Source organism: Arthrobacter sp. CAN_A2, from assembly GCF_015752045.1.
Lineage (GTDB): Bacteria > Actinomycetota > Actinomycetes > Actinomycetales > Micrococcaceae > Arthrobacter_D.
Map to the genome: position 1 here is coordinate 139,430 of NZ_JADOUS010000002.1, position 21,511 is coordinate 160,940.

Here is a 21,511-nt window from a genome sequence, read left to right on the forward strand (position 1 = left end):
AGTACTTCGATGGCTCGGATCAGCGCTGCCGCTTCACGACGTCGGGGTGGTGTCGGGCCAGGGCAACGACCCCAACAATAGCAACGAGGGCGGCCGCGCCCATGCCCAACGCGATCACCGTCCGGACATCCGGCTGGAGCTCCTCGAGGATGATGATGCCCACGGCGATGCCCACGATCGGGTCGATCACGGTGAGGCCCGCGATCACGAGGTCGGGTGGTCCCGTCGCGTAGGCGCTCTGGACGAACCAGATCCCCAGTGCCGCAGCGGCGGCAAGTCCCAGCAGGGTCGGGATCGGGACGTTGAGCAGGAAGCGGCCGTTCGGGTCGAGCAGGTGGCCCGCGACGATCTTGGTCAGCACGGCGACGAAGCCGAAGAGGATGCCGGCCCCGAGGATGTACGCGAACGCGTTGAGCCGATGCCGGCCCACCACAGCCAGCGAGCCGAAGAGCAGGACGGCGGCACCCAGCAGGAGCACCACCGACAGTTCCTGCGCGGGTTCGATCGCGTGGTTCTCACGGGTGACGTTCAGGGCGAGGATGACGAAGAGGGCGCTGCCCGTCACGCACGCGGTGATCGCGGCGACGGTGGGGCGGTTGAGGCGGATGCCCTGGTCGCGGGAGTTGACGATCGTGGTGATCACGAGCGCGATGGCGCCGATGGGTTGCACCACCGTGAGGCTGGCGAGCGACAGGGCGATCACGTTCAGCGCGGTCCCCGTGACGAGCAGGAGGAGCCCGATCAGCCAGCGCGGATTGGTGAGGAGACGGGTGAACCCGGACGAGCTGAGGTTCAGTCCGCCCGTGTTCGCCCGCACGGCACTACCCTGGCGCTGCGCTCCGAACGCGAGGAAGACCGCGCCGAGCAGCGCCAGCGCGATGGCTAGGACGGGCACGACTGCTGCTCGGCCCGCTCCAGCCGGTACTTGCGGTGCGCTGCGATGAAGTAGGCCTGGAAGGCGACGAGATGCAGCACGCATCCAGCGGCGAGCAGGACCTGGGCGACCACGAAGATCCAGTCCTGTCCAAAACCCTCGACCTCGTGCAGCAGGAGCAGCGGCGCTCCTACCAGCAGCAGGGCCGTCCGGATCTTTCCGACCGTGATCACCGGGAGGTGCAGCGGCCCGCGGAAGAGGACGAGGGCGTTGATGATGAGGATGAGGTCCGGGATGACGATGGTCCAGACGAGCCAGGCGGGGGCGATGCCGTCGATGACGAAGGTCACGGCGACCACGATCAGGGCGGTGCGGTCTGCCACCGGATCGAGCCATTTCCCGACCACGGACACCTGGTTGAGCCGCCGTGCGAGGTAGCCGTCGACCCAGTCGGTGGAACCGACCACCACGAGCGTGATCACGGCGGCCCCGTAACGCTGCTGCGTGATGAACCAGACGAACAGCGGGACGCCGAGGAACCGGACGATGGTGATGAGGTTGGGCAGGGTCCAGGCCGTCGTGAGCACCGGGCCCTCGTTACCCGGCCGTGCTCCAGCCCCGATCAGTCTCATCACCCGTGCCTCCCCGTCCCATTATGCAGGCAGACGGCCGGTCCCCCGTCCCCCGCTCGTGGGCGGGGATCGGGCGAACGGCCGTCTGTCGGACGGGCTTCCTGCTACTTGCTGAGGAGGCGTCGCAGCATGACGAGCATCGCCGCGACGGATGCTGCGAGGACACTCAGCGGCTTCCAGCGGTCGGCGACAGTCGTGTTGAGGGGGACGTCGCGCCGGACGGCGACCGCGGAGGTCCTGCCGTTCGCGGTCGAACCACCGGTCGTCGTCGTGCCCCGGGGCGAGCGGTGCTGGGCCTTGTCGAGGCGTGACTTGACGTCCACGCGTGCGCCGAGCGAGTCGCGTGCGTCGGCGATGTGCGTCCGGCGCTCGCCGGTGCGGCCGCGCAGCTCCTCGTAGGAGGGCGTCGGTTCCTTCGGCTGGGTGTCCTTGTCGGCGTCCTTGGGCTTCTTCTCCTCCTTGGGCTTCTTGACGTCCAGCGTTGCTGGGTCGAAGCTGCGGCCCTCCCTGAGCACGCCGAGGTCGTAGCGGATGCCCCGGATCGCGTCCTCGGGGAGCAGCGGGAGCTGCTTCTTGAGGCGGGAGACCCCGATCAGCGCGAGAAGGCCGCCGATGACGAGGAAGAACAGCGCGACCAGCAGGGCGGCCAGCCATGCGGGCATGATCTCGGCGAGACCCATGATCGCCGCGACGACGAGCGCGACGGCGAAGAACAGCACGAAGACCAGGGCGACGACGAGGAAGGCGGCGGCGATGCCGGCCTTGGTGCCCTTCTGCTTCATCTGCTCGAGGGCTATCGAGAACTCGTCACTGACCTGCCTCGGCGTCAGGCGCGCGAGCAGCCTGACGAGTCCGAAGAGCGAGAGTGAGCCTGTGGACCGCTTGCCGCGCGTACTAGCCGAGCTGTTCATAGGCCCTGCCTCCATTCGTGTGTGTCTTGCTGGACATTCGCTGAACCAAAATTACCATCGGGCCGGGGCTCGTCGGCCGCGGGAGGGCCCGGGCGCCGTCGGGAGCGCCATGCTCCGTGATGCGGTACTGCCGCTCGCCATCGGGCCGCCCCGACGCCCACCTGCTCCTCACCCGCTCCTCACCGTGCCGAGGCCAGCTCGGCGTTGTCCTCGAGGTCCTTGCCGGCGAACTCGGGGAGCCTGGACCGGACGAAGACGAAGGACACGACGGCGAAGACCGTGAAGGCCGCGTACATGACCCACAGGCCGAGATTCGCGCTGACCCACGGGAAGGTGAGGGTCACGATGAAGTTGAAGACCCAGTTGACCATCGTGGCGACCCCGAGGGCGATCGAGCGGATGCGGTTGGGGAACATCTCGCCGAGCGTGACCCACATGACGGGGCCCCAGGTGGCGGCGAAGAAGATGACGAAGAGGTTCGCGCCCACGAGGGCGACCGGACCCCAGATCCCGGGCAGGGCGACGTCCTCGCCGGTCCCCTCCGCCTGCAGGAACGCGAGGGTCGCTGCGAGCAACCCGACGGTCATGCCGATCGACCCGGCGAGGAGCAGCTTGCGGCGTCCGATGCGGTCCACGAAGAAGATGGCCACGAACGTCATGGTCACGTTGATGATCGAGGTGATCACCGACGTCGTGAAGGAATCGCTCTCGCTGAAGCCCACGGACTTCCACAGCGTCGTGGAGTAGTAGAAGATCGCGTTGATACCGACGAGCTGCTGGAGCGCCGCGATGGCCATGCCGACCCACAGGATGGGCTGCAGCCCGAGGGCGGGGCCGCGCAGGTCACGGTAGCCGGCCCGGTCCTCGCGCTCGAAGCTCTCGCGGATCTGGCGGATCTTGCCCTCGGTGTCCCTGACGCCGGAGACCCGCGACAGGATCCGGGCGGCGTCCCTGTCCCGGTTCGCCCGGATGAGGAACTGCGGCGATTCGGGGATGATCAGCGCGAGGACACCGTAGACGACGGCCGGGAGCACGCCGACGAGGAGCATCCAGCGCCAGGCCGACAGACCCCACCAGAACTCGTTCGCGGCGCCGCCGGCAGCGTTCGCGAACGAGGCGTCGGAGAGGAGGGCGACGAAGATGCCGATCGTGATGGCGAGTTGCTGCACCGACGCGAGTCCCCCGCGCCATTTCGACGGTGCGATCTCCGCGATGTACCCGGGCACGATGACGGAGGCGATACCGATGGCAAGACCTCCGACGAGGCGCCAGGCCATGAGGTCCCATTCCGAGAAGGCGAAGGCCGATCCGACGGAGTTGATCGCGAACAGGAAGGCTGCTGCGACCATCACCTTCTTGCGGCCCCAACGATCGGCGAGTCCGCCGGCGAACCATGCACCCGCAGCACAACCGAGCAGCGTGATGGCGACGGTGAAACCGAGGACGCTCGCGCTCAGCCCGAAATCGGCCTGGATCGAATCGACCGCCCCGTTGATGACGGCGGTGTCGAAACCGAACAAAAGCCCTCCGACGGCGGCGGCCATCGAGATCCCGATGACTCGTGCGAGGTGCTGCGGTGGATCCGCGGTCTCCCTGTCGACGTCGTGCTCGCTCATGCCCGGCTCTCCCTGCTCGTTTCGGTCCTCCAACACCCTACGTCAACCCGAAGCATGCTTAGCAGCGCGTCCGCCGCCCGGGCCGTGCCCGAGGAGCGGCCCAGGCTTGACGGGGGTCGTAAGATGAACACGTCGTTGATTCGCCGCAGCAACCAAATTTCCCACGGGAATGGTCTGCCGCAGGTCGTGAGCCGCTCCGCCGTCGTCGCCGGGCCGCCGCCGCAGTCGACGCCGTCCACTGCTCCACCCCATCCGTGTCCCCGGCAGCATCCCCGTTCCGTTAGGCAGCATCTTGAGCACCAGCTTGAGCACCATCATCCATCCCGGCGACGCCCTCTCCCGCCGCGAGAAGCTCATCTACGTCGTCATCCTCGGCACCCTGACCGCGCTCGGTCCGTTCACGATCGACCTGTACCTGCCTGCGTTCCCCGCGCTGCGGTCCGATTTCGGGGTCTCCGAGGCGGCCATCCAGCTCACGCTGACGGGGACGATCATCGGGTTCGCGGGCGGACAGCTCCTCGTGGGACCCCTCAGCGACAAGATCGGCCGTCGCCTGCCCCTGATCTTCGCGACCACGCTGCACGTGGGTGCCTCCATCGGCGCGGCGTCCTCCGAGGACATCAACATGCTCATGCTGTTCCGGGTGCTGCAGGGCATCGGCGCCGCGGGCGGCGGCGTGGTCGCGATGGCCATGGTGCGCGACCTGTTCGGCGGCTACACCCTCGTACGCATGCTGTCCTACATGGCGCTCGTCAATGGCATGGCGCCCATCTTCGCCCCGGTGATCGGCTCCCAGCTGCTGCTGCTCTTCCCCTGGCCCGGCATCTTCTGGTTCCTCGCCTGCTACGGCGTGCTGGTGATCACCGCGGTGTCGCTGTTCATCGTCGAGACCCTCCCCAGGGAGAACCGCCGCCAGTCCGGTCTGACCGTCGCCCAGCGCTACCGGGCAGTCCTCAGCGACCGCATCTTCATCGGCATCCTGCTGGTCGGCGGCATGAACTTCTCCGGGCTCTTCTCCTACCTCTCCGCGTCGCCCTTCCTGTTCCAGGGCCCGTACGGACTGAACGAGCAGCAGTACGGGCTGCTGTTCGCCGTCAATTCGCTGGGCATCGTCGCGGGCGTGCAGATCAGTGCCCGGGTCCTCCGGCGCGTGGGCCCGCAGTGGGTCATCGCGACGGCGACGATCGTGCAGTTCACCATGGCGATGCTGATCATCGCCTTCGACCAGCTGGGCCTCGGCTTCTGGGGAACGGCCGTCCCGCTGTGGTTCTACATCATGGCCACGGGCTTCGTCTTCCCGTGCGTGCAGGTGCTGGCGCTCATCAACAACGGGGCGCAGGCCGGCACCGCGGCGTCCCTCCTCGGCGCCGTGACCTTCGGGACGGCAGGCCTGATCTCGCCGCTCGTCGGCCTGCTGGGTGAGGGCATCGAATCAGCCACGCCCATGGCACTCGTCATGGCCGCGTGCATCGCCCTGGGCGTGGTCTTCCTCTGGACGGTCGTCCGGCCCCGGACCGTGCCCGCCCTGCAGTAGCGCTCCGCCGCCTGCACGGCAGGGCCGGGCGCCGTCGTCGCACACACCGGCCGGTAGCGCCCGCTGGCGCGCTGTCGCGGGGAGCCCTACTTCAGGCGGCCGTGGTCTCTGACTCAGACCCCGATGCCGAGGGCAGGGCCTCCGCCGTCGTGGCGATGTTGCGGGCCATGGACTTGAAGATGAAGCCGTGGAACGGCAGCACGGCCAGCCAGTACAGGCGGCCGGAGAGCCCCTGCGGGAAGAAGACCGCCCGCTGGTAGAAGGAACTGCCGGAGCCGTCCGGCTCGACCCTGAATTCGAGCCATGCCCTGCCGGGGACCTTCATCTCGGCGCGGAGCCTCAGGCGCTTGCCGCGGACGATCTCCTCCACCCGCCAGAAGTCGAGGGCCTCGCCCGTGAGCAGTTCCTTGGCGTCCCGCCGTCCGCGCCGGAGGCCAACGCCACCGGCGAGCTTGTCCATCCAGCCGCGGGCCGCCCAGCCGACGGGCCAGGAGTACCAGCCGTTCTCGCCGCCGATCCCCTCGACCACGGTCCACAGCTTCTCGGGGGACGCGCTCGAACTGTAGGTCTGGACGTCGGTGAAGACCGTGTGGCCGGCCCACTGCGGATCCGACGGGAGCGGATCGGCTTCGGCGTCCACCTGTGTCGCGCCGGCCCAGCTCGTCTCCACCTCTCCCCCACGCATCTTGCCGAGCGCCAGGTCCACCGCGCGGCGGTAGCCCGTGAGCCCGCCCTCGGGCACCGCGATGTACTGGTCGATGTCGTGTTCGGAGGTGACGGCGTCGTGCTGCAGTGATTCGATCAGCGGCATGGCCATGGCCCGCGGGATGGGAGTGACGAGATTGACCCAGTGCCCGGCGAGGCGCGGCGTCAGGACGGGCAGCGCCAGGATCTTGCGGCGCGGCAGCCCGGCGGCCTCGGCATACTGGTTCATCATCTCGGCATAGGTGAGGACCTCGCGGGACCCGAGGTCGAACGTCCGGTTCAGGCCCTCGGGGAGGTCGAGCGCGCCGATGAGGTAGTGGATGACGTCGCGGACCGCGATCGGCTCGATGTGGTTCAGGACCCACTTGGGTGCGGGCATGACGGGCAGGACGTCGGAGAGGTGCCGGATCATCTCGAACGAGGCCGATCCCGACCCGATGACGACGCCGGCCTGGAAGGCGATGGTCGGGGTGCCGGACTCGAGGAGGATCGCGCCCACCTGGGTGCGTGAGCGCATATGGGTGGAGAGCTCCACGCCCTCGGGGTGGAGGCCGCCCAGGTACACGATGCGGCGCACCCCTGCTTCGCCGGCGGCCTCGGAGACGACGGTCGCGATGTCCGCCTCGCGCTTGTCGAAGTCCCGTCCGGACCCCATCGAGTGGACGAGATAGTAGAGCGTGTCGACGCCCTGGGTGACCTTGAGCATGGCCTCGCGGTCCTGCAGGTCGCCCTCCACGATCTCGACGGACCCGGCCCAGGGGACGTCCTTGAGCTTCTGCGGGGACCGGACGATGACGCGGACCCGGCGGCCCTCGGCGACCAGTTTCGTCACGAGCCGACCGCCGATGTACCCCGTGGCTCCGGTTACCAGGATGAGCTTGCCGTCAGTGCCTTCAGTGTCCATGGCCAAAGCCTACGCCCGCCCTCTGACACGTTCCCGGGCCGAGGGGGCCTCCGCGCGGCAGGGCAGCAATCCCGGACCCCGGATGAGGTGACACTCCGGGGAGAGCCACGTGACACATGCCGCGAAAGGCCGACCTCCTCCCTTCAGGGCAAAGGAAAAGGGTCGGTGACCAGGGGTTCACCCCGGTCACCGACCCTTCGTTGCTCCTCCGACTGGACTTGAACCAGTAACCCTTCGATTAACAGTCGAATGCTCTGCCAATTGAGCTACGGAGGAAAGCGCGGTTTCTACTTTACATACCCTGACGGGCGAAGTGAAATCGGTCCCGGCTCAATCCTCGCGGAGCTGACGCCGCTGCATCTCGAGCTCCATCAGGTCCCTCTGCAGCTGGTTGTAGAGCAACGGATCCGCCGCGGGATCCATCCGCTGGAGCTGCCCGAGCTTCTCCGCCTTCTGCTGCGTGATCCGCAGTTCGGTGAGCCGATTCAGGATGTCCCGGCAGTAGCTCACCATCGCCTCGGCATCCTTGGCCGGCAGCGGCCGGACGGCCAGTTCGCTCACGAGGGGCCGCAGCACGTCCGGGACGCCGTCGCGCACCGATTCCACCCAGCGGGACAGCTCAGTACCTGCCGCACCCGCTGCGAGGACGGCATTGTGGAGCGCCTCGTAGACCGGGACGGTGAAGTGCATCGTCGAGAAGCTCTCCCACTGGGGCGCCGTAAGGAGCGTGGGCTGCTGCAGGACCACCTCGAGCGCCTCCCGCTCCATGCGTGCGATCGGATCCCGCGGGTCGGGCCGCTCGAAGAACGGTTCCTCCGAGGTGCCGGCCCCCGGACCGGCCGACGCCGCGTTCCCCGCCTGGCCCTGGCCTCCCTGCTGGCCCTGCTGGCCCTGGCCTCCCTGCTGGCCCTGCTGGCGATTGCCCGCCGCGCCTGAGGACGAGTTCTCGCGGCGCGCGGCCGCTGACACCGCCCGTGCCACCTGGTCCTCCCCCACGTACTGCATCCCGAGCCAGCGGGAGAGCTCCCTCGTGTACGTGGACCGCAGCGACACGTCGCGGATCTGCGCGACGATCGGCGCGGCATGGCGCAGCGCCTTCACCTGACCCTCGCCGGACGAGAGGTCGAAGTTGGCGAACGACGCCTTGATCGCGAACTCGAACAGGGGCCGCCGGTCGGCGATGAGTTCCCGCACGGCGTCGTCGCCCTTGGTCTGGCGCACTTCGCACGGGTCCGCACCGGAGGCCTCGACGGCGACATAGGTCTGCGAGTTGAACCGCTGGTCCTCCTCGAAGGCGCGCAATGCGGCTTTCTGGCCGGCGGCGTCGCCGTCGAACGTGAAGATCACCTCGCCGCCGGTGCCGTCGTCGGACAGGAGCCTGCGGGCGATCTTGATGTGGTCCGTGCCGAACGCCGTCCCGCACGTGGCGACGGCGGTCCCGACGCCTGCGAGGTGGCAGGCCATGACGTCCGTGTACCCCTCGACGACGACGAGCTGCCGGTTCTTCGCGATCTCCCGCTTGGCGAGGTCGATGCCGTACAGCACCTGGGACTTCTTGTAGAGCGAGGTCTCCGGGGTGTTGAGGTACTTCGGTCCCTGGTCGTCCTCGAAGAGCTTGCGCGCACCGAAGCCCACGGTGTCGCCCGTGATGTCGCGGATGGGCCAGATCAGGCGTCCCCGGAACCGGTCGTAGAAGCGCCCTGCGTTGCTCGAGGAGGCGCTGACCATGCCGGTGAGCTTCAGTTCGTCGAGCGTGAACCCGCGCCCGGTGAGGTGGTTGAGCAGGCTGTCCCAGCCCTGGGGTGCGTAGCCGACGCCGAAGTGCGCCGCCGCCTCCCGGTCGAAGCCGCGATCCTGCAGGAACTGGCGGGCGGTACCGGCGCCCGGCGTGAGGAGCTGGTCGCGGAAGAACTCCGCCGCGATCTTGTGCGCATCCAGGAGCCGCTGCCGCCGCCCGACGTCCTCGCGGCGCGGCCCGGTCCCGCCGTCCTCGTAGTGCAGCTCGAAGCCGATGCGCGCCGCGAGCTTCTCGACGGTCTCGCTGAAGGAGGTGTGGTCCAGCTTCTGCACGAAGCTGATGACGTCCCCGCCCTCGCCGCAGCCGAAGCAGTGGTAGGAGCCCATCTGCGGCCGCACATGGAAGGACGGCGACCGCTCGTCGTGGAACGGGCACAGGCCCTTCCACGAGCCGATCCCCGCGGACTTCAGGGTGACGTAGGCCTCGACGACCTCCTTGATGTCCGTGCGCTGGCGTACCTCATCGATGTCTTCGCGTTTGATGAGTCCGGCCATGACCCCAGTTTAGGCCCGCCCCACCGACACTCCGACCGTCCGCCGGGCGGAGGTGAACACGGCGGACCCGGTGCCCGGCCGGGCGTGGGAACGGCCTACCAGAGGGCCGGGACGGGTCCGACGATGCGCTCATGGAGGCCGAGGGCGGACACGTCGGTGAGCGACGCCACCTGGTCGACGACCACGCGCAGGCGGGCGTCGTCGTTCCCCGCCTCCCGCCAGTCGGCGGCGAACATCGGCTCGAGGTGCCGGTCCCCGTCGGCATGGATCCGCGCCACGAGGGATGCGAGGATCTCGCGCTGGCGCTCGTAGAGGGGCTGGCGGTGGTCCGTGGTCATCACATACGTGGTGGCCAGGCCCTTCATGACGGCGATCTCCATGACCGTCTCCTCCGGGACCACGATCTCCGCGTTGTAGCGGGTCAGCGGATCGGACCCGTAGATCGACCGCGTGGACTGCATGGCGCTCAGGCAGAACCGGCCGATCAGCTGGCTCGTCATGTTCTTCAGCGCCGCCATGGACCGTCGCGTGCCATCCGCCTCGCGCACCCAGACCGGCGTCTTCTCCAGCCTGGAGAGCGCGGCATCGACGGCGGCCGGGTCGCTGCCCGGGAGGTACCACTGCTGGGTGTAGCCGACCACGCGGGCGCGGGCATCGGCACTGTCCATCCACCGGAGCTGCAGGTGCCCGGCGACGATCGCGTCCTCGACGTCGTGCACCGAATACGAGATGTCGTCCGCCAGGTCCATCACCTGCGCCTCGAGGCACGAGCGGCCCTCGGGGGCGCCGTCGCGCAGCCACGAGAAGACCGGGAGGTCGTCGTCGTACGCACCGAACTTCGTGGTGCGCTGACCGCTGATGACGGGCGCCGCCGCCGCCGCCCACGGGTACTTGCAGGCGGCGTCCAGGCTGGCCCGCGTGAGGTTCAGCCCGGCGGGTCCGCCGTTCGGCGCGAGGACCTTCGGCTCCAGCCGCGTGAGGAGTCGCAGGGTCTGGGCGTTGCCCTCGAAACCGCCGATGCCGTGGGCGAGATCGTTGAGCGCGGATTCGCCGTTGTGTCCGAAGGGCGGGTGCCCGAGGTCGTGGGCCAGGCACGCGGTGTCCACGATGTCCGGATCGCAGCCGAGGGTCCTGCCCAGTTCGCGGCCCACCTGGGCGACCTCCAGCGAGTGGGTGAGGCGCGTGCGCACGAAGTCGTCGGTGTCGGGTGCCACGACCTGGGTCTTCGCGCCGAGGCGGCGCAGCGCGGAGGAGTGCAGCACCCGCGCGCGGTCGCGTTCGAAATCGGTCCGGTGCGAGCTCTTGGGCGGCTCCTCCACCCACCGCTCGGTGTCCGCGGCACTGTAGCCGGGGGTGACGGTCGGATCGCGGAAACTCATGGTGCCTTTCTAGCGCAACGGGGAAGGGGAAGCGTGCGGGCCGGTGCCGATGTGGACTGCGGGGCGGACCCCGGGGTCGCGCGGCGGGGCACCAGCGTCATCCGCCGGATACGTCCACCTCGGCCGCGGCGATGTCCGCCTGCTGCGCCGCGTTGAGGACGCGTCCGTCGAGCCAGTGCTCGGGCAGCGCGGTCTTCTTCGGCGAGCCGGCGCGGCCCCGGGGACCCTCGGCGTCCTGGCCGGGGTACGGCGAGTCCTTGTCGAGCTCGTCCAGGAGCCCGCGCAGCACCTCGAGGGTGGGCACGCTGGCCAGCTTCGCGCGCAGTTCCCCGCCGACGACGTAGCCCTTGAAGTACCAGGCCATGTGCTTGCGGATGTCGCGCAGCCCCATCATCTCGCTGCCGAAGGTCTCCACGAGCAGCTCGGCGTGCCGGTACACGGTGTCGGCGACCTGGCCCAAGCCGGGCCGGTGCCGGGACGAGCTGCCCTCGAAGGCGTTCACCAGGTCCCCGAAGAGCCACGGCCGGCCCTGGCACCCGCGGCCGATGACCACGCCGTCGACACCGGTCTGCTGCACCATCCGGACGGCGTCCTCCGCACTCCAGATGTCGCCGTTGCCGAGGACGGGGATGTCCGGCAGGGCCTCGCGCAGTTCCGCGATGGCGTTCCAGTCGGCCTGCCCCGAGTAGAACTGCGCCGCGGTGCGTCCGTGCAGGGCGACGGCGGCGACCCCGCTGTCGCGTGCGATCTTGCCTGCCTCGCGGAAGGTGAGGTGGTCCTCGTCGATGCCCTTGCGCATCTTGATGGTCAGCGGGACGTTCCCCTTCGATGCCTCGCGCACGGCGGTCTGCACGATCCCCGTGAAGAGGTCGAGCTTCCAGGGCAGGGCCGCGCCGCCGCCCTTGCGGGTGACCTTCGGGACGGGGCAACCGAAGTTCAGGTCGATGTGGTCCGCGCGGTCCTCCTCGACGAGGAGGCGGACGGCGGCGCCGACGGTTTTGGGATCGACGCCGTACAGCTGCACCGAGCGGACCGCCTCGTCGTCGTCGTGCGAGATGATCCGCATCGATTCCGGGCTGCGCTCGACGAGCGCGCGGGAGGTGACCATCTCGGACACGTACAGGCCGCCGCCGTACTCGCGGCAGAGCCGGCGGAACGCCCTGTTGGTGATCCCGGCCATGGGGGCGAGGATCACCGGTGTGTCCACGGTGATGGGGCCGAGGGTGAGCGGCGGGAGATCGAGCTTGAGCGCGCTGCCGGGTGCATCGGGGAGGGCATCCGCGGGGTCGCCGTAGCCGGGATCGCCGGAGAGGACGGGGAGGGTCGATACTGCAGTCACCCCTCCATTGTCGCAAGCACCCGCAAATCCGCCGGCGCTGTCCGCCGCCCGTCCCCTCTCCGCCCTGGCTGCCTTGGCCGCCTTGCGCCATGCGTTCGTCATGCGCCCGGCTCCGCGGTGCGCCGGGCCCGCTGTTCGCCGAGCGCCACCAGCCGCTCCCCCGGGGCGAGCATCCCCGCGCCCTCGGCAGCGAGGACCGCAGGCGTCGCATCGACGGCCGGGACGTCGTCGTGCCTGCCGCGCGGGGTCCCCGGGCCCACGGCCTTGACCACCAGCACCGCGACGAGGGTGGTGAGCGGGATGGCCAGGACGAGGCCGATCGAGCCCACGAGGGTCCGCACCACCTCCTCGGCCAGTTCGCCGCTCGTGAGCGTGTCCAGGAGGCTCCGGTCGTAGAGGGAGACGAGGATCAGCACGGGCAGCGCCGCCCCGGCGTAGGCGAAGGCGATGGTGTAGACGGTGGAGGCGATGTGGTCGCGGCCGATCCTCATCGCGGATCCGAAGAGGCGGCGCCCGGAGGTGTTCGGGGCGAGCTCGTACAGCTCCCACACCGCCGAGGACTGCGTGATCGTCACGTCGTTGAGGACGCCGAGCCCGGAGATGATCAGGCCGCACAGGATGATCGAGGAGATCGACAGCTCGTCCGAGGCGTTCACGAGCGTGTAGGCGTTCTCGTCGCCCACCCCGGTCAGGTGGGCGGCGTCGGTGGCCCAGGCCGCGAGCACCGCCGTGATGCCGAGGCCGACGACCGTCCCGAGCAGCGCCGTCGAGGTGCGCGCCGAGAAGCCGTGCGCGAAGTAGAGGACGCCGTACATGATCGCGATCGAGCCGACGAGTCCCAGCAGCAGGGGCGGCGCGCCCTCGACGAGGCCGGGCAGGATGAACTGGGCCAGGACCACGAGGGCGCCGACGAGGCCGATCATGGCACGCAGGCCGCGCCAGCGGGCCACGGCGATGACGACGACGGCGTACAGGACGGCGAGCGCGACGATGGGGACGGAGCGGACGAAGTCGACGAACACGTAGAGCGCCGCCCCGCCCTGCATGACGGTCGCCAGGTTGAGGTAGCGGATCTCGTCGCCCGTTTCGACGGCGTCGGTCTTCACGAGCTCCGGCGTCACCTCGACGGCCACGAGGCCGCCCCCGAGCGCCGGCTGCGTGTAGGCGATGGTGCACGTGAGCGCCGTCCCCCCGGCGTCGACCGTGGGTCGTGACGACGGGCAGTCGGCCTCCCCGACCTCGCGGACCGTCCCGCGGTCGAAGCTGACGCCCTCCGCCGTCGCATACGGATTGGCGACGGTGAGCGAGCTGCGGTCCCCGCTCGGCCAGAGAAGCACCATGGCGATGAGGGTCACCACCCCGAGGGGGACGAGAATGGCCGAGAGCAGCAGGTTCGCCCGGCGCCGCGCGGCAATCGCGGGGACGGACGGCTCCGAACTCCCGCTGGTGTGCTGGTGGCTGTGGCCCACGGGCATTCCTCGATGGTCGGGCTGGCAGGACAGTACGGTGACAGGTGCGCCGGGCACCGTCTGCGATTCTACGCAGGGAGCCCGTTAGGGCAGAGGCAGCCCCGTTCGGGGCGGAGAGAGATGGTACGTGGCAGCGAAGGCATCACCCCCGGCACGGGACAGGGACCCCGTGCTCTCCATCAGCGGCGCGGCGTCGGAGGTTCGCGGCGTCGCACTCGTACTGCACGGCGGCCGGGCGGACAGCTACGACGCCGTGCAGCCCGGGCACCTCAGCCCCCTCCGGATGCGCCCCTTCGCCGCGCGCCTCGCGGCCGGCGGCGGTGGGCAGGGGCTCGCGGTCTGGACCCTGCGCAACCGGGTCCGCGGATGGAACGGGGCCGACCAGTCGGCCCTCCAGGACGCCCGCTGGGCACTCGAGCGGATCACCGCGGAGCATCCCGACGTGCCCGCCTACCTCCTCGGCCACTCGATGGGCGGGCTGACGGCGCTCGCGGCCGCCGGCCACCCACGGGTCAGCGCCGTCGCGGCCCTCGCCCCGTGGCTGGAGCCCTCGAGCCCCGTCGAGCCGGTCCGCGGGCGGAGCCTCCTGATCATGCACGGGGACACCGACCGGTGGACGAGCCCGACGGCGTCGCTCTCCTTCGCCCGCCGGGCCCGGGGCGTCGCGGCGGACGTGCACTACGTGCGGATGCTCGGCGCCGGCCATTTCATGTTCCGCACGGTCCCGGTCTGGCACGGCATGAGTACGTCCTTCCTCCTGGGCCGCTTCGCCGAGGACACCGGTGCGGTGATCGACCGGCGCGTCCTCGAGCGGTCCGCTCCGCTCTTCCGGGCCCCTGATCCGCTCGACATCACCGCATGAGCACGCCCGTCTCCCCGTCCCCCGACCCGCGAACCCGCCGAAGGTGCCCATGACCGCGTTCCCCCTGTCCTCCTTCCTCGGGGGCCTCGGCCTCTCGATCATCGCCGTCGCCTTCCTGATGGCGATCACCTTCGCCGTCGCGACCCGGCAGGGTCGCCATTCCGTCATCGACGTCGCGTGGGGGCTCGGGTTCGTCGCGATCGCCGTCGTCGTGTTCCTGGCCTCGGAGGGCGAGGGCGACGACGGACGACGGATCCTCATGCTGGTCCTCGTGGCGGCCTGGGGCCTCCGGCTCGCCGCGTTCATCGGCTGGCGGGGCCGCGGCGGCGAGGAGGACCCCCGGTACGAGGAGATGCTCCCCGACGGCTCGCCCGCCGCCCTCGCGCTCCGGAAGGTCTACCTCCCCCAGGCCGGCGTCATGCTCTTCGTCTCGCTGCCCATCCAGGTCGCGATGTTCAGCACCGGGGGCCTCGGCGTCCTCGCCTGGCTGGGCGTGCTCGCCTGGACTGCGGGCCTGTTCTTCGAGGCCGTGGGCGACCAGCAGCTCGCCTCCTTCAAGAACGACCCGTCGCGCCGCGGGACGGTGCTCGACACCGGCCTCTGGCGGTACACGCGGCACCCGAACTACTTCGGCGACGCCCTGGTCTGGGCGGGGCTGTTCCTCGTGGCCGCGGACTCCTGGCCCGGGGTGCTGACCGTCCTCTCCCCCGCCCTCATGTGCTGGGCCCTCGCCGCCAAGACCGGAAAACCCCTGACCGAGCAGCGCATGGCGGCCCGGCCGGGGTACAAAGAGTACATAGACAGCACCAGCGGGTTCTTCCCGCGTCCGCCGAAGGCAGGAAGAGGGATCTGAGCATGGGATGGAAGCCGCGGCAGAGCGACCGCATGTACCGGTTCGTCGTGTACGCCGGCAAGACCGCGTTCGCGGCGCTACGGCTGCCGGTCACGGTCACCGGGACGCAGAACCTGCCCGCCTCGGACCCCCTGAACGGGCGCTCGCGCCGCGCCGTGCCCGGACACGGCGCCGTCGTGGCCATCACGCACTTCGGCTACCTGGACTTCGCCTTCGCGGAACTGGTCCTGTGGAACCACGCCCGCATCCAGGCGCGCTACATGATCTCCAAGCGCGCGGCGGAGCACTGGTTCGTCAGTCCGTTCGTCTTCGGCCTCGGCCACGTCATCACGGACCGGAAGGCGGGCGCGGAGGCGTACGACGACGCCCTCGCGAAACTGCGGGCCGGCGAGTACGTGGCGATCCTCCCCGAAGCCGGCGTGTCCCGCAGCTACACCGTCCGCGCGTTGAAGACCGGCGCGGTACGGCTCGCCGCGGAGGCCGGCGTCCCCGTGATCCCCGTCTCCGTCTGGGGTTCCCACCGGCTGCTGACCCGCGGCCACGGGTTCTCCGTCCGGCGCGCCTGGAAGTCCCCCGTCCGCGTCCACATCAGCCCCGCGATCCACCACGCCCCCGGTCTCGACGTCGCCGAGGAGACGGAGAAGCTCCGGCAGGAACTGCAGGACGGCATCGAGACGTGCATCGCCGACTTCCCGGTGACCCCGGAGCCCGGAGCCTGGTGGATGCCCGCGCACCGCGGCGGCAGCGCCATGACCGTGACCGAGCGGGAAGCCGCGGACCTCGCGGACCAGCGGGCCGGACGGCACGACCGTGGCTGAGCGCTACGGGAGGCAGGCGGACCGGCTGCCTCCCGTACACGAGCCTCCGGATCGGGGCGCGCGTCAGTCCGTCGCGACGACGAGCGTCTCCGGTCCGGCCGGCCGTGCAGCCCCCGTGGCCAGCAGGGGGTCGACGACGGCGACCAGCGCCTCCATCGCGTCGTCCACCTCGAGCTGGATGGGGTACTGGTGCACGAGCATCGCGATCAGGGTGGCGACGGCGGCCTGCTGCTCCTGCGGCGGCAGCGTCGTGTCGTAGCCGAGCAGCACGTCCGCCGGGTCGTCGGTCCGTGCCTGCGTGTAGCTGACGGCGAACGCCGCGATGGCCCCGCCGTCGGCCTTCGGCCGGTCCCGGAGCACGATCGCTCCCCCGGCGCCGCTGGCGTCCCCGAGGAACAGCTGCTGGGCACGCCCCAGGCTGATGTCCGCCCGGTCCCAGGAATGGACGGATTCGTAGAACGCCATGAGGGCACGCGTGAGTTCCACGGACCCGGTGGCCGCTTCCTCCAGCTGCGGCCCGGCGGCGTCGTCGAACGACGGCGCCGCAAGGGCGCCGGGACCGACGACGACGAGCCGCGAACGCTGCAGGCTGCCGAATCCGGTGGCCCCGGCGAAGGCCGCACCGGTGGTCCCCGGCGTCACCTTCGACCGCAGGGCCGTGACGCCCGACGGGGACGCCGCGGCCTCGTGCCGGAGCATCGTGAGCAGCGTCGAGCCGACGCCGGCGCGCCGGTGGTCCTCGGCGACCTCGATGTAGCACCAGAGGCGGTCCGGGTGGAGCGCCGCCCCGTACACGCAGCCGGCCGCCACGGGGACGCCCTGGTCCACCACCGTGATGCAGCGGTTCCAGGGGTTGTCCGACGGCGGGCGGAACGATCCGCGGAACTGCTCGGCGGTCGCCGACTCGGGGCCTCCCCAGAGCTGGATGAGCTCGAGGTCGTCGCCGTCCTGCCAGGCACGGTACTCGAGGGCCATCAGGCTCCGATCAGGCGCTCGGCGAGGTACCCCTGCACCTTGTCGAGGGACACGCGCTCCTGCGCCATGCTGTCGCGCTCGCGGATGGTCACGGCCTGGTCCTCGAGGGTCTCGAAGTCCACCGTGATGCAGAACGGCGTACCGATCTCGTCCTGGCGGCGGTAGCGGCGGCCGATGGCGCCGGCGTCGTCGAACTCGATGTTCCAGTTCCTGCGCAACTGGGCGGCGAGGTCCTTCGCCTTCGGGGAGAGGTCCTCGTTGCGGCTGAGCGGCAGGACGGCGGCCTTCACCGGCGCGAGGCGCGGATCCAGCTTCAGCACGGTGCGCTTGTCCACGCCGCCCTTGGCGTTCGGGGCCTCGTCCTCGGTGTACGAGTCGACGAGGAACGCCATGAAGGAGCGGGTCAGGCCGGCGGCGGGCTCGATCACGTACGGCGTGTAGCGCTCGTTGGTGGCCTGGTTGAAGTAGCCGAGATCGGTGCCCGAGTGCTTCGAATGCGTGGACAGGTCGAAGTCGGTGCGGTTCGCGATGCCCTCGAGCTCGCCCCACTCGGAACCGGAGAACCCGAAGCGGTACTCGATGTCCGTGGTGCCCTTGGAATAGTGGCTCAGCTTCTCCAGCGGGTGCTCGAAGAGGCGCAGGTTGTCCGGGTTGATGCCGAGGTCGGTGTACCAGGAGAACCGCTGGTCGATCCAGTAGCGGTGCCATTCCTCGTCGGTGCCCGGCTCGACGAAGAACTCCATCTCCATCTGCTCGAACTCCCGCGTGCGGAAGATGAAGTTGCCCGGCGTGATCTCGTTCCTGAAGCTCTTGCCGATCTGGCCGATGCCGAACGGCGGCTTCTTGCGCGCCGTGGTCAGGACGTTATTGAAGTTCACGAAGATGCCCTGCGCGGTCTCCGGGCGGAGGTAGTGCATGCCCTCCTCGGAGGCGACGGGGCCGAGGAAGGTCTTCAGGAGCCCGGAGAACTCCTGCGGCTCGGTCCACTGGCCCTTGGTACCGCAGTTCACGCAGGTGACGTCCTTCAGCCCGTTCTCCGGGGCGCGGCCCTTCTTCTCCTCGTACTCCTCCTCGAGGTGGTCGGCACGGTACCGCTTGTGGCAGGAGAGGCACTCGACCAGCGGATCGCTGAAGACCTCGACGTGGCCGGAGGCCTCCCAGACCTGGCGGGGGAGGATGACGGCGGAATCGAGCCCGACGACGTCCTCGCGGCCGCGCACCATCGTCTGCCACCACTGCCGCTTGATGTTCTCCTTGAACTCCGCACCGAGGGGCCCGTAATCCCAGGCAGACCGTGAACCGCCGTAGATCTCCCCCGACTGGAACACGAAGCCGCGCCTCTTGGCGAGCGAGATGATGGGGTCGAGTGCTGACTTGGCTGCTGCCATGGTGTGTCTCCAGTTCTGGGCAGGCCGCTGGGTGCGGTCCGCTGGTGGGGGTCGCGTGCATCGGGTGATCCGGCCCGGAAGGACGGGCGCGGAAGCTACCCGCCAGCCTACCGGGTCCGCCCCGCGCGCCAGGGGCCCGTCCGGCCCGGCGGCCCGGCGGCCCGCACGCCGGACGGTGCCGGACGGTGCCGGACCTTGACGCCGCACCCGAAGTGTTCCTAGGTTGAAGCCATTGCGACGTGTGATCCACGTCACTGCAGTCCGGACCGACCGGGCGCTCGCACCCCAGAGGAATCCCATGACCCTATCCCTACCGCCGCGCGCCCGCCTCGGGCGCTCGGCCCTGGCCCTCGCCGGCAGTGTTGCCCTCGTGGCCAGTGGCGGCTTCGCGGCCAACGCCGCCCCGACCTACGACAACAGCAACAACAACTCCTCGAAGAAGCTCCGGACCGCCGTCACGGTGGAGAAGGTGGTGGGGCATCTCACCGCCCTGGACGCCATCGCCGAGGCCAACGGTGACACCCGGTCCTCCGGCACCGAGGGCTACTCCGAGTCGGTCGACTACATCGTGGGCAAGCTGACCGCAGCGGGCTACAAGCCCACCGTCCAGCCCTTCACCTTCCCGTTCTTCGCCGAACTCAGCCCCGCCGTGCTGGAACAGTCCACGCCCGACGACGTCACCTACGGCCCCGACGACGTGGCCACGATGACCTACTCGGGCGCCGGCGAGGCCTCGGGGGCGATCGAGACCGTCGACACGACCGGCACGGCGAGCGCCGCCGGCACCAGCGGCTGCGAGGCGGCAGACTTCGCAGGCTTCACGGCCGGCTCCATCGCGCTGATCCAGCGCGGCGGGTGCACCTTCGCGACCAAGGCCGCCAACGCCGAGACGGCAGGCGCCACCGCCGTCGTGATCTTCAACACCGGGGTCGGGGCGAACACCGGCGCCGTGGCGGGGACGCTCGGAGCTCCGGACCTCGTGGGCATCCCGGTGGTCGGGGCGAGCTTCGCCGCGGGGACCGGCCTGATCGGCGACGACGTGACCGGCAAGGTCGTGGTGGACACCATCTCGGAGAACCGCGAGACGTACAACGTGATCGCCGAGACGGCCACCGGGAACCCCGACAACGTCGTCATGGTCGGCGCGCACCTGGACAGCGTCCTCGCGGGCCCCGGCATCAACGACAACGGGACCGGCAGCGCGGGCATCCTCGCCGTGGCCGAGGGCATGAGCAAGGTCAAGACCACGAACAAGGTCCGCTTCGCCTGGTGGGGCGCCGAGGAGGAAGGCCTGCTCGGCTCCGAGTACTACGTGGCCGACCTCGTCGCGAAGGACCAGCTGGACTCGGTGGGGCTCTACCTCAACTTCGACATGATCGGCTCGCCGAACTTCGGGCGCTTCGTGTACGACGGCGACAACTCGGCCTTCCCGGTCGGTCCGGGCGCCGCACCGGGGCCTGCCGGCTCCGGGCAGATCGAGCAGGACTTCCACGACTACTTCGCCTCGGCCGGCCTCGCATCCGGTGAGACCGCGTTCAGCGGGCGGAGCGACTACGGACCCTTCATCGCCGAGGGCATCCCGGCGGGCGGCCTGTTCACGGGCGCCGAGGGCATCAAGACCGCCGAGCAGGCAGCACTCTTCGGCGGCATGGCGGGCGCTCCCTACGACGCCTGCTACCACGCGGCGTGCGACGACACCGACAACCTCAGCATCGAAGCCCTCGACCAGCTGAGCGACGCCGTCGCCCACCTCACGGTGACCTACGCCATGAGCACGTTCGATGTGAACGGCGCCGGCGCCCCGGCGAAGGGCAAGGGCACCAAGGACCGCTTCGAGGGCAACCCCCTCGGCGGCGGCACCGAGAGTGGCGGCGGCCTCCACCCGGAGCACGACCACGACCACGAGGTCGCGGACCGCTGATCCCGGACCGACGCTGCAGGGGCTGGTCCTCCGGGACCAGCCCCTGCTGCGCGCAGACCCTTCACCCCGTGCGCCGGACCCCGGCGCGCCGTGGCCAGGGCAGCGTGGTGAGGATGATCGCCGCCAGGGTCAGGAGCGTCCCGGCGACCGTGGCGAACACCACGATGGTTCCGGGCGCGGGAACCACGAGATCCAGGAGGAGCGAGCCCACGAGCTGGCCGCCGATCATGCACAGTCCCGTGAGCAGGACGCCGAGGCTGCGCACCAGCAGCGCCCCCAGGGCGATGAAGACGCAGCCCATGGGCCCGCCCAGGTAGTACCACCACTCCGCCGGCAGCGGATTGCCGGGCCCGGCGACCGCGACCTTGACCAGCCACGCCGACAGCAGGACCGCCGTGCCGGCGATGAAGTTCATGAGGGTGGCCGCGAGCGGCGTGCCGTAGTGGAGGGCCGCCGTCCCGTTCATGGCCTGCTGGAAGCTCATGAGCACACCGGCCACGACGGGCAGCAGGACCGGGACCAGCCAGGCCGAGACGTCGCCCGCCGCCCCGAACCGCGGGGACACCGCCCAGACCACGGACAGGACCGTCAGGACGACGCCGATCACCCGCATGGGCGTCGCGGCGCGCCTGCCGCCGGGGCCGATCCCGGCCTTGTCGACGAGGAGCCCGCTGAGCGACTGCCCCATGACGGTCGCGACGGTGAAGAGGGCCACCCCGAGGATCCCGATGGTCAGCGACTGGGAGAACACGAAGAACGCCCCGATGGCACCGGCCATGATGTAGAAGGGCGGGAACCGCCGCTCCCGGACAGACGGGATGATCTGCAGGGCACCCGCCCGCGCGCTCGGCACCACGAGCGTCAGGGCGATCATGACGACAAGTCCCGTGCCGAAGCTGATCAGCGCCGCGGCGATGCCGTCGTCGAGCACTGTGCCGAGGGCACCGTTGATCCTGCCCTGGACGGGAATCGCGAGCCCGGCGGCGAGGGCGAGGGGCAGACCGAGGGCAGGGGGCAGCGCGGGGGCATCAGACACCCG

The 21,511-nt window shown here is 70.1% G+C and carries 17 protein-coding genes and 1 tRNA gene; 5 read left to right on the plus strand and 13 right to left on the minus strand.

All coding sequences use genetic code 11. The features are described from left to right. Positions 1-19: 19 nt before the first annotated feature. From IWX63_RS02905 to IWX63_RS02920, 4 genes are all read right to left on the minus strand, one after another. A complete protein-coding gene (locus tag IWX63_RS02905) occupies positions 20-895 on the minus strand; it encodes a DMT family transporter (protein WP_199276650.1) in 876 nt (291 codons plus the stop codon). Further along, positions 883-1,506, minus strand: a complete 624-nt coding sequence (locus tag IWX63_RS02910; protein WP_199276651.1) for a CDP-alcohol phosphatidyltransferase family protein — start codon at positions 1,504-1,506, stop codon at positions 883-885. Before IWX63_RS02910 ends, IWX63_RS02905 begins: the two co-directional genes overlap by 13 nt. A gap of 104 nt (positions 1,507-1,610) precedes the next feature. Continuing rightward, positions 1,611-2,417 carry a phage holin family protein gene (locus IWX63_RS02915; RefSeq protein WP_199276652.1) on the minus strand — a complete coding sequence of 269 codons (807 nt, stop codon included), beginning with the start codon at positions 2,415-2,417 and terminating at the stop codon, positions 1,611-1,613. A gap of 179 nt (positions 2,418-2,596) precedes the next feature. Continuing rightward, entirely contained in the window at positions 2,597-4,033 is a 1,437-nt protein-coding gene (locus IWX63_RS02920; RefSeq protein WP_199276653.1) for a sugar porter family MFS transporter, read from the minus strand. A 292-nt stretch (positions 4,034-4,325) separates the two neighbouring features. Here IWX63_RS02920 and IWX63_RS02925 point away from each other — a divergent pair, with 292 nt between their 5' ends. Beyond that, the gene (locus tag IWX63_RS02925) at positions 4,326-5,567 is read left to right on the plus strand and encodes a multidrug effflux MFS transporter (protein WP_442859086.1); all 1,242 of its coding nucleotides are present in this window, start codon (positions 4,326-4,328) and stop codon (positions 5,565-5,567) included. Positions 5,568-5,658: 91 nt separating this feature from the next. Here the strand turns inward: IWX63_RS02925 and IWX63_RS02930 are convergent, their stop codons facing one another. The 6 genes from IWX63_RS02930 to IWX63_RS02955 all read right to left on the minus strand — a co-directional run bounded on the left by IWX63_RS02930 (position 5,659) and on the right by IWX63_RS02955 (position 13,661). Continuing rightward, entirely contained in the window at positions 5,659-7,176 is a 1,518-nt protein-coding gene (locus IWX63_RS02930; RefSeq protein ID WP_199276654.1) for an SDR family oxidoreductase, read from the minus strand. Between the two features lie 203 nt (positions 7,177-7,379). Then, positions 7,380-7,452 (minus strand) — tRNA-Asn (locus IWX63_RS02935). A gap of 54 nt (positions 7,453-7,506) precedes the next feature. Beyond that, positions 7,507-9,468 carry a DNA primase gene (gene dnaG / locus IWX63_RS02940; protein WP_199276655.1) on the minus strand — a complete coding sequence of 654 codons (1,962 nt, stop codon included), beginning with the start codon at positions 9,466-9,468 and terminating at the stop codon, positions 7,507-7,509. Positions 9,469-9,563: 95 nt separating this feature from the next. Continuing rightward, entirely contained in the window at positions 9,564-10,847 is a 1,284-nt protein-coding gene (locus IWX63_RS02945) for a deoxyguanosinetriphosphate triphosphohydrolase (RefSeq protein ID WP_199276656.1), read from the minus strand. 97 nt (positions 10,848-10,944) lie between these two features. Beyond that, positions 10,945-12,288: a tRNA dihydrouridine synthase DusB gene (dusB, locus tag IWX63_RS02950; RefSeq protein ID WP_442859087.1), complete on the minus strand. Its 1,344-nt coding sequence runs from the start codon at positions 12,286-12,288 to the stop codon at positions 10,945-10,947. Continuing rightward, on the minus strand, positions 12,285-13,661 hold the full coding sequence (locus tag IWX63_RS02955; protein WP_199276923.1) for a YibE/F family protein: 1,377 nt from the start codon (positions 13,659-13,661) through the stop codon (positions 12,285-12,287). The genes dusB and IWX63_RS02955 overlap by 4 nt, the downstream gene beginning before the upstream one ends. A gap of 121 nt (positions 13,662-13,782) precedes the next feature. Here IWX63_RS02955 and IWX63_RS02960 point away from each other — a divergent pair, with 121 nt between their 5' ends. The 3 genes from IWX63_RS02960 to IWX63_RS02970 are packed head-to-tail and all read left to right on the plus strand — an operon-like array spanning position 13,783 to position 16,188. Further along, the gene (locus IWX63_RS02960) at positions 13,783-14,517 is read left to right on the plus strand and encodes an alpha/beta hydrolase (RefSeq protein WP_199276658.1); all 735 of its coding nucleotides are present in this window, start codon (positions 13,783-13,785) and stop codon (positions 14,515-14,517) included. 49 nt (positions 14,518-14,566) lie between these two features. Further along, positions 14,567-15,370 carry a DUF1295 domain-containing protein gene (locus IWX63_RS02965; protein WP_199276659.1) on the plus strand — a complete coding sequence of 268 codons (804 nt, stop codon included), beginning with the start codon at positions 14,567-14,569 and terminating at the stop codon, positions 15,368-15,370. A 2-nt stretch (positions 15,371-15,372) separates the two neighbouring features. Further along, positions 15,373-16,188 (plus strand): lysophospholipid acyltransferase family protein, encoded by an 816-nt coding sequence (locus tag IWX63_RS02970; RefSeq protein ID WP_199276660.1) that lies wholly within the window; start codon positions 15,373-15,375, stop codon positions 16,186-16,188. Positions 16,189-16,251: 63 nt separating this feature from the next. Here IWX63_RS02970 and IWX63_RS02975 read toward each other — a convergent pair whose 3' ends face one another. Together IWX63_RS02975 and IWX63_RS02980 are read right to left on the minus strand one after the other, a co-directional pair. Then, positions 16,252-17,163 (minus strand): GNAT family N-acetyltransferase, encoded by a 912-nt coding sequence (locus IWX63_RS02975; RefSeq protein ID WP_199276661.1) that lies wholly within the window; start codon positions 17,161-17,163, stop codon positions 16,252-16,254. Further along, a complete protein-coding gene (locus IWX63_RS02980) occupies positions 17,163-18,551 on the minus strand; it encodes a glycine--tRNA ligase (protein ID WP_199276662.1) in 1,389 nt (462 codons plus the stop codon). Before IWX63_RS02980 ends, IWX63_RS02975 begins: the two co-directional genes overlap by 1 nt. A gap of 298 nt (positions 18,552-18,849) precedes the next feature. On the opposite strand from IWX63_RS02980, the gene IWX63_RS02985 reads away from it, so the two are divergent. Then, entirely contained in the window at positions 18,850-20,472 is a 1,623-nt protein-coding gene (locus IWX63_RS02985; protein ID WP_199276663.1) for a M28 family peptidase, read from the plus strand. A 61-nt stretch (positions 20,473-20,533) separates the two neighbouring features. Here IWX63_RS02985 and IWX63_RS02990 read toward each other — a convergent pair whose 3' ends face one another. Beyond that, positions 20,534-21,508: a DMT family transporter gene (locus IWX63_RS02990; protein ID WP_199276664.1), complete on the minus strand. Its 975-nt coding sequence runs from the start codon at positions 21,506-21,508 to the stop codon at positions 20,534-20,536. Between the last annotated feature and the right edge of the window lie 3 nt (positions 21,509-21,511).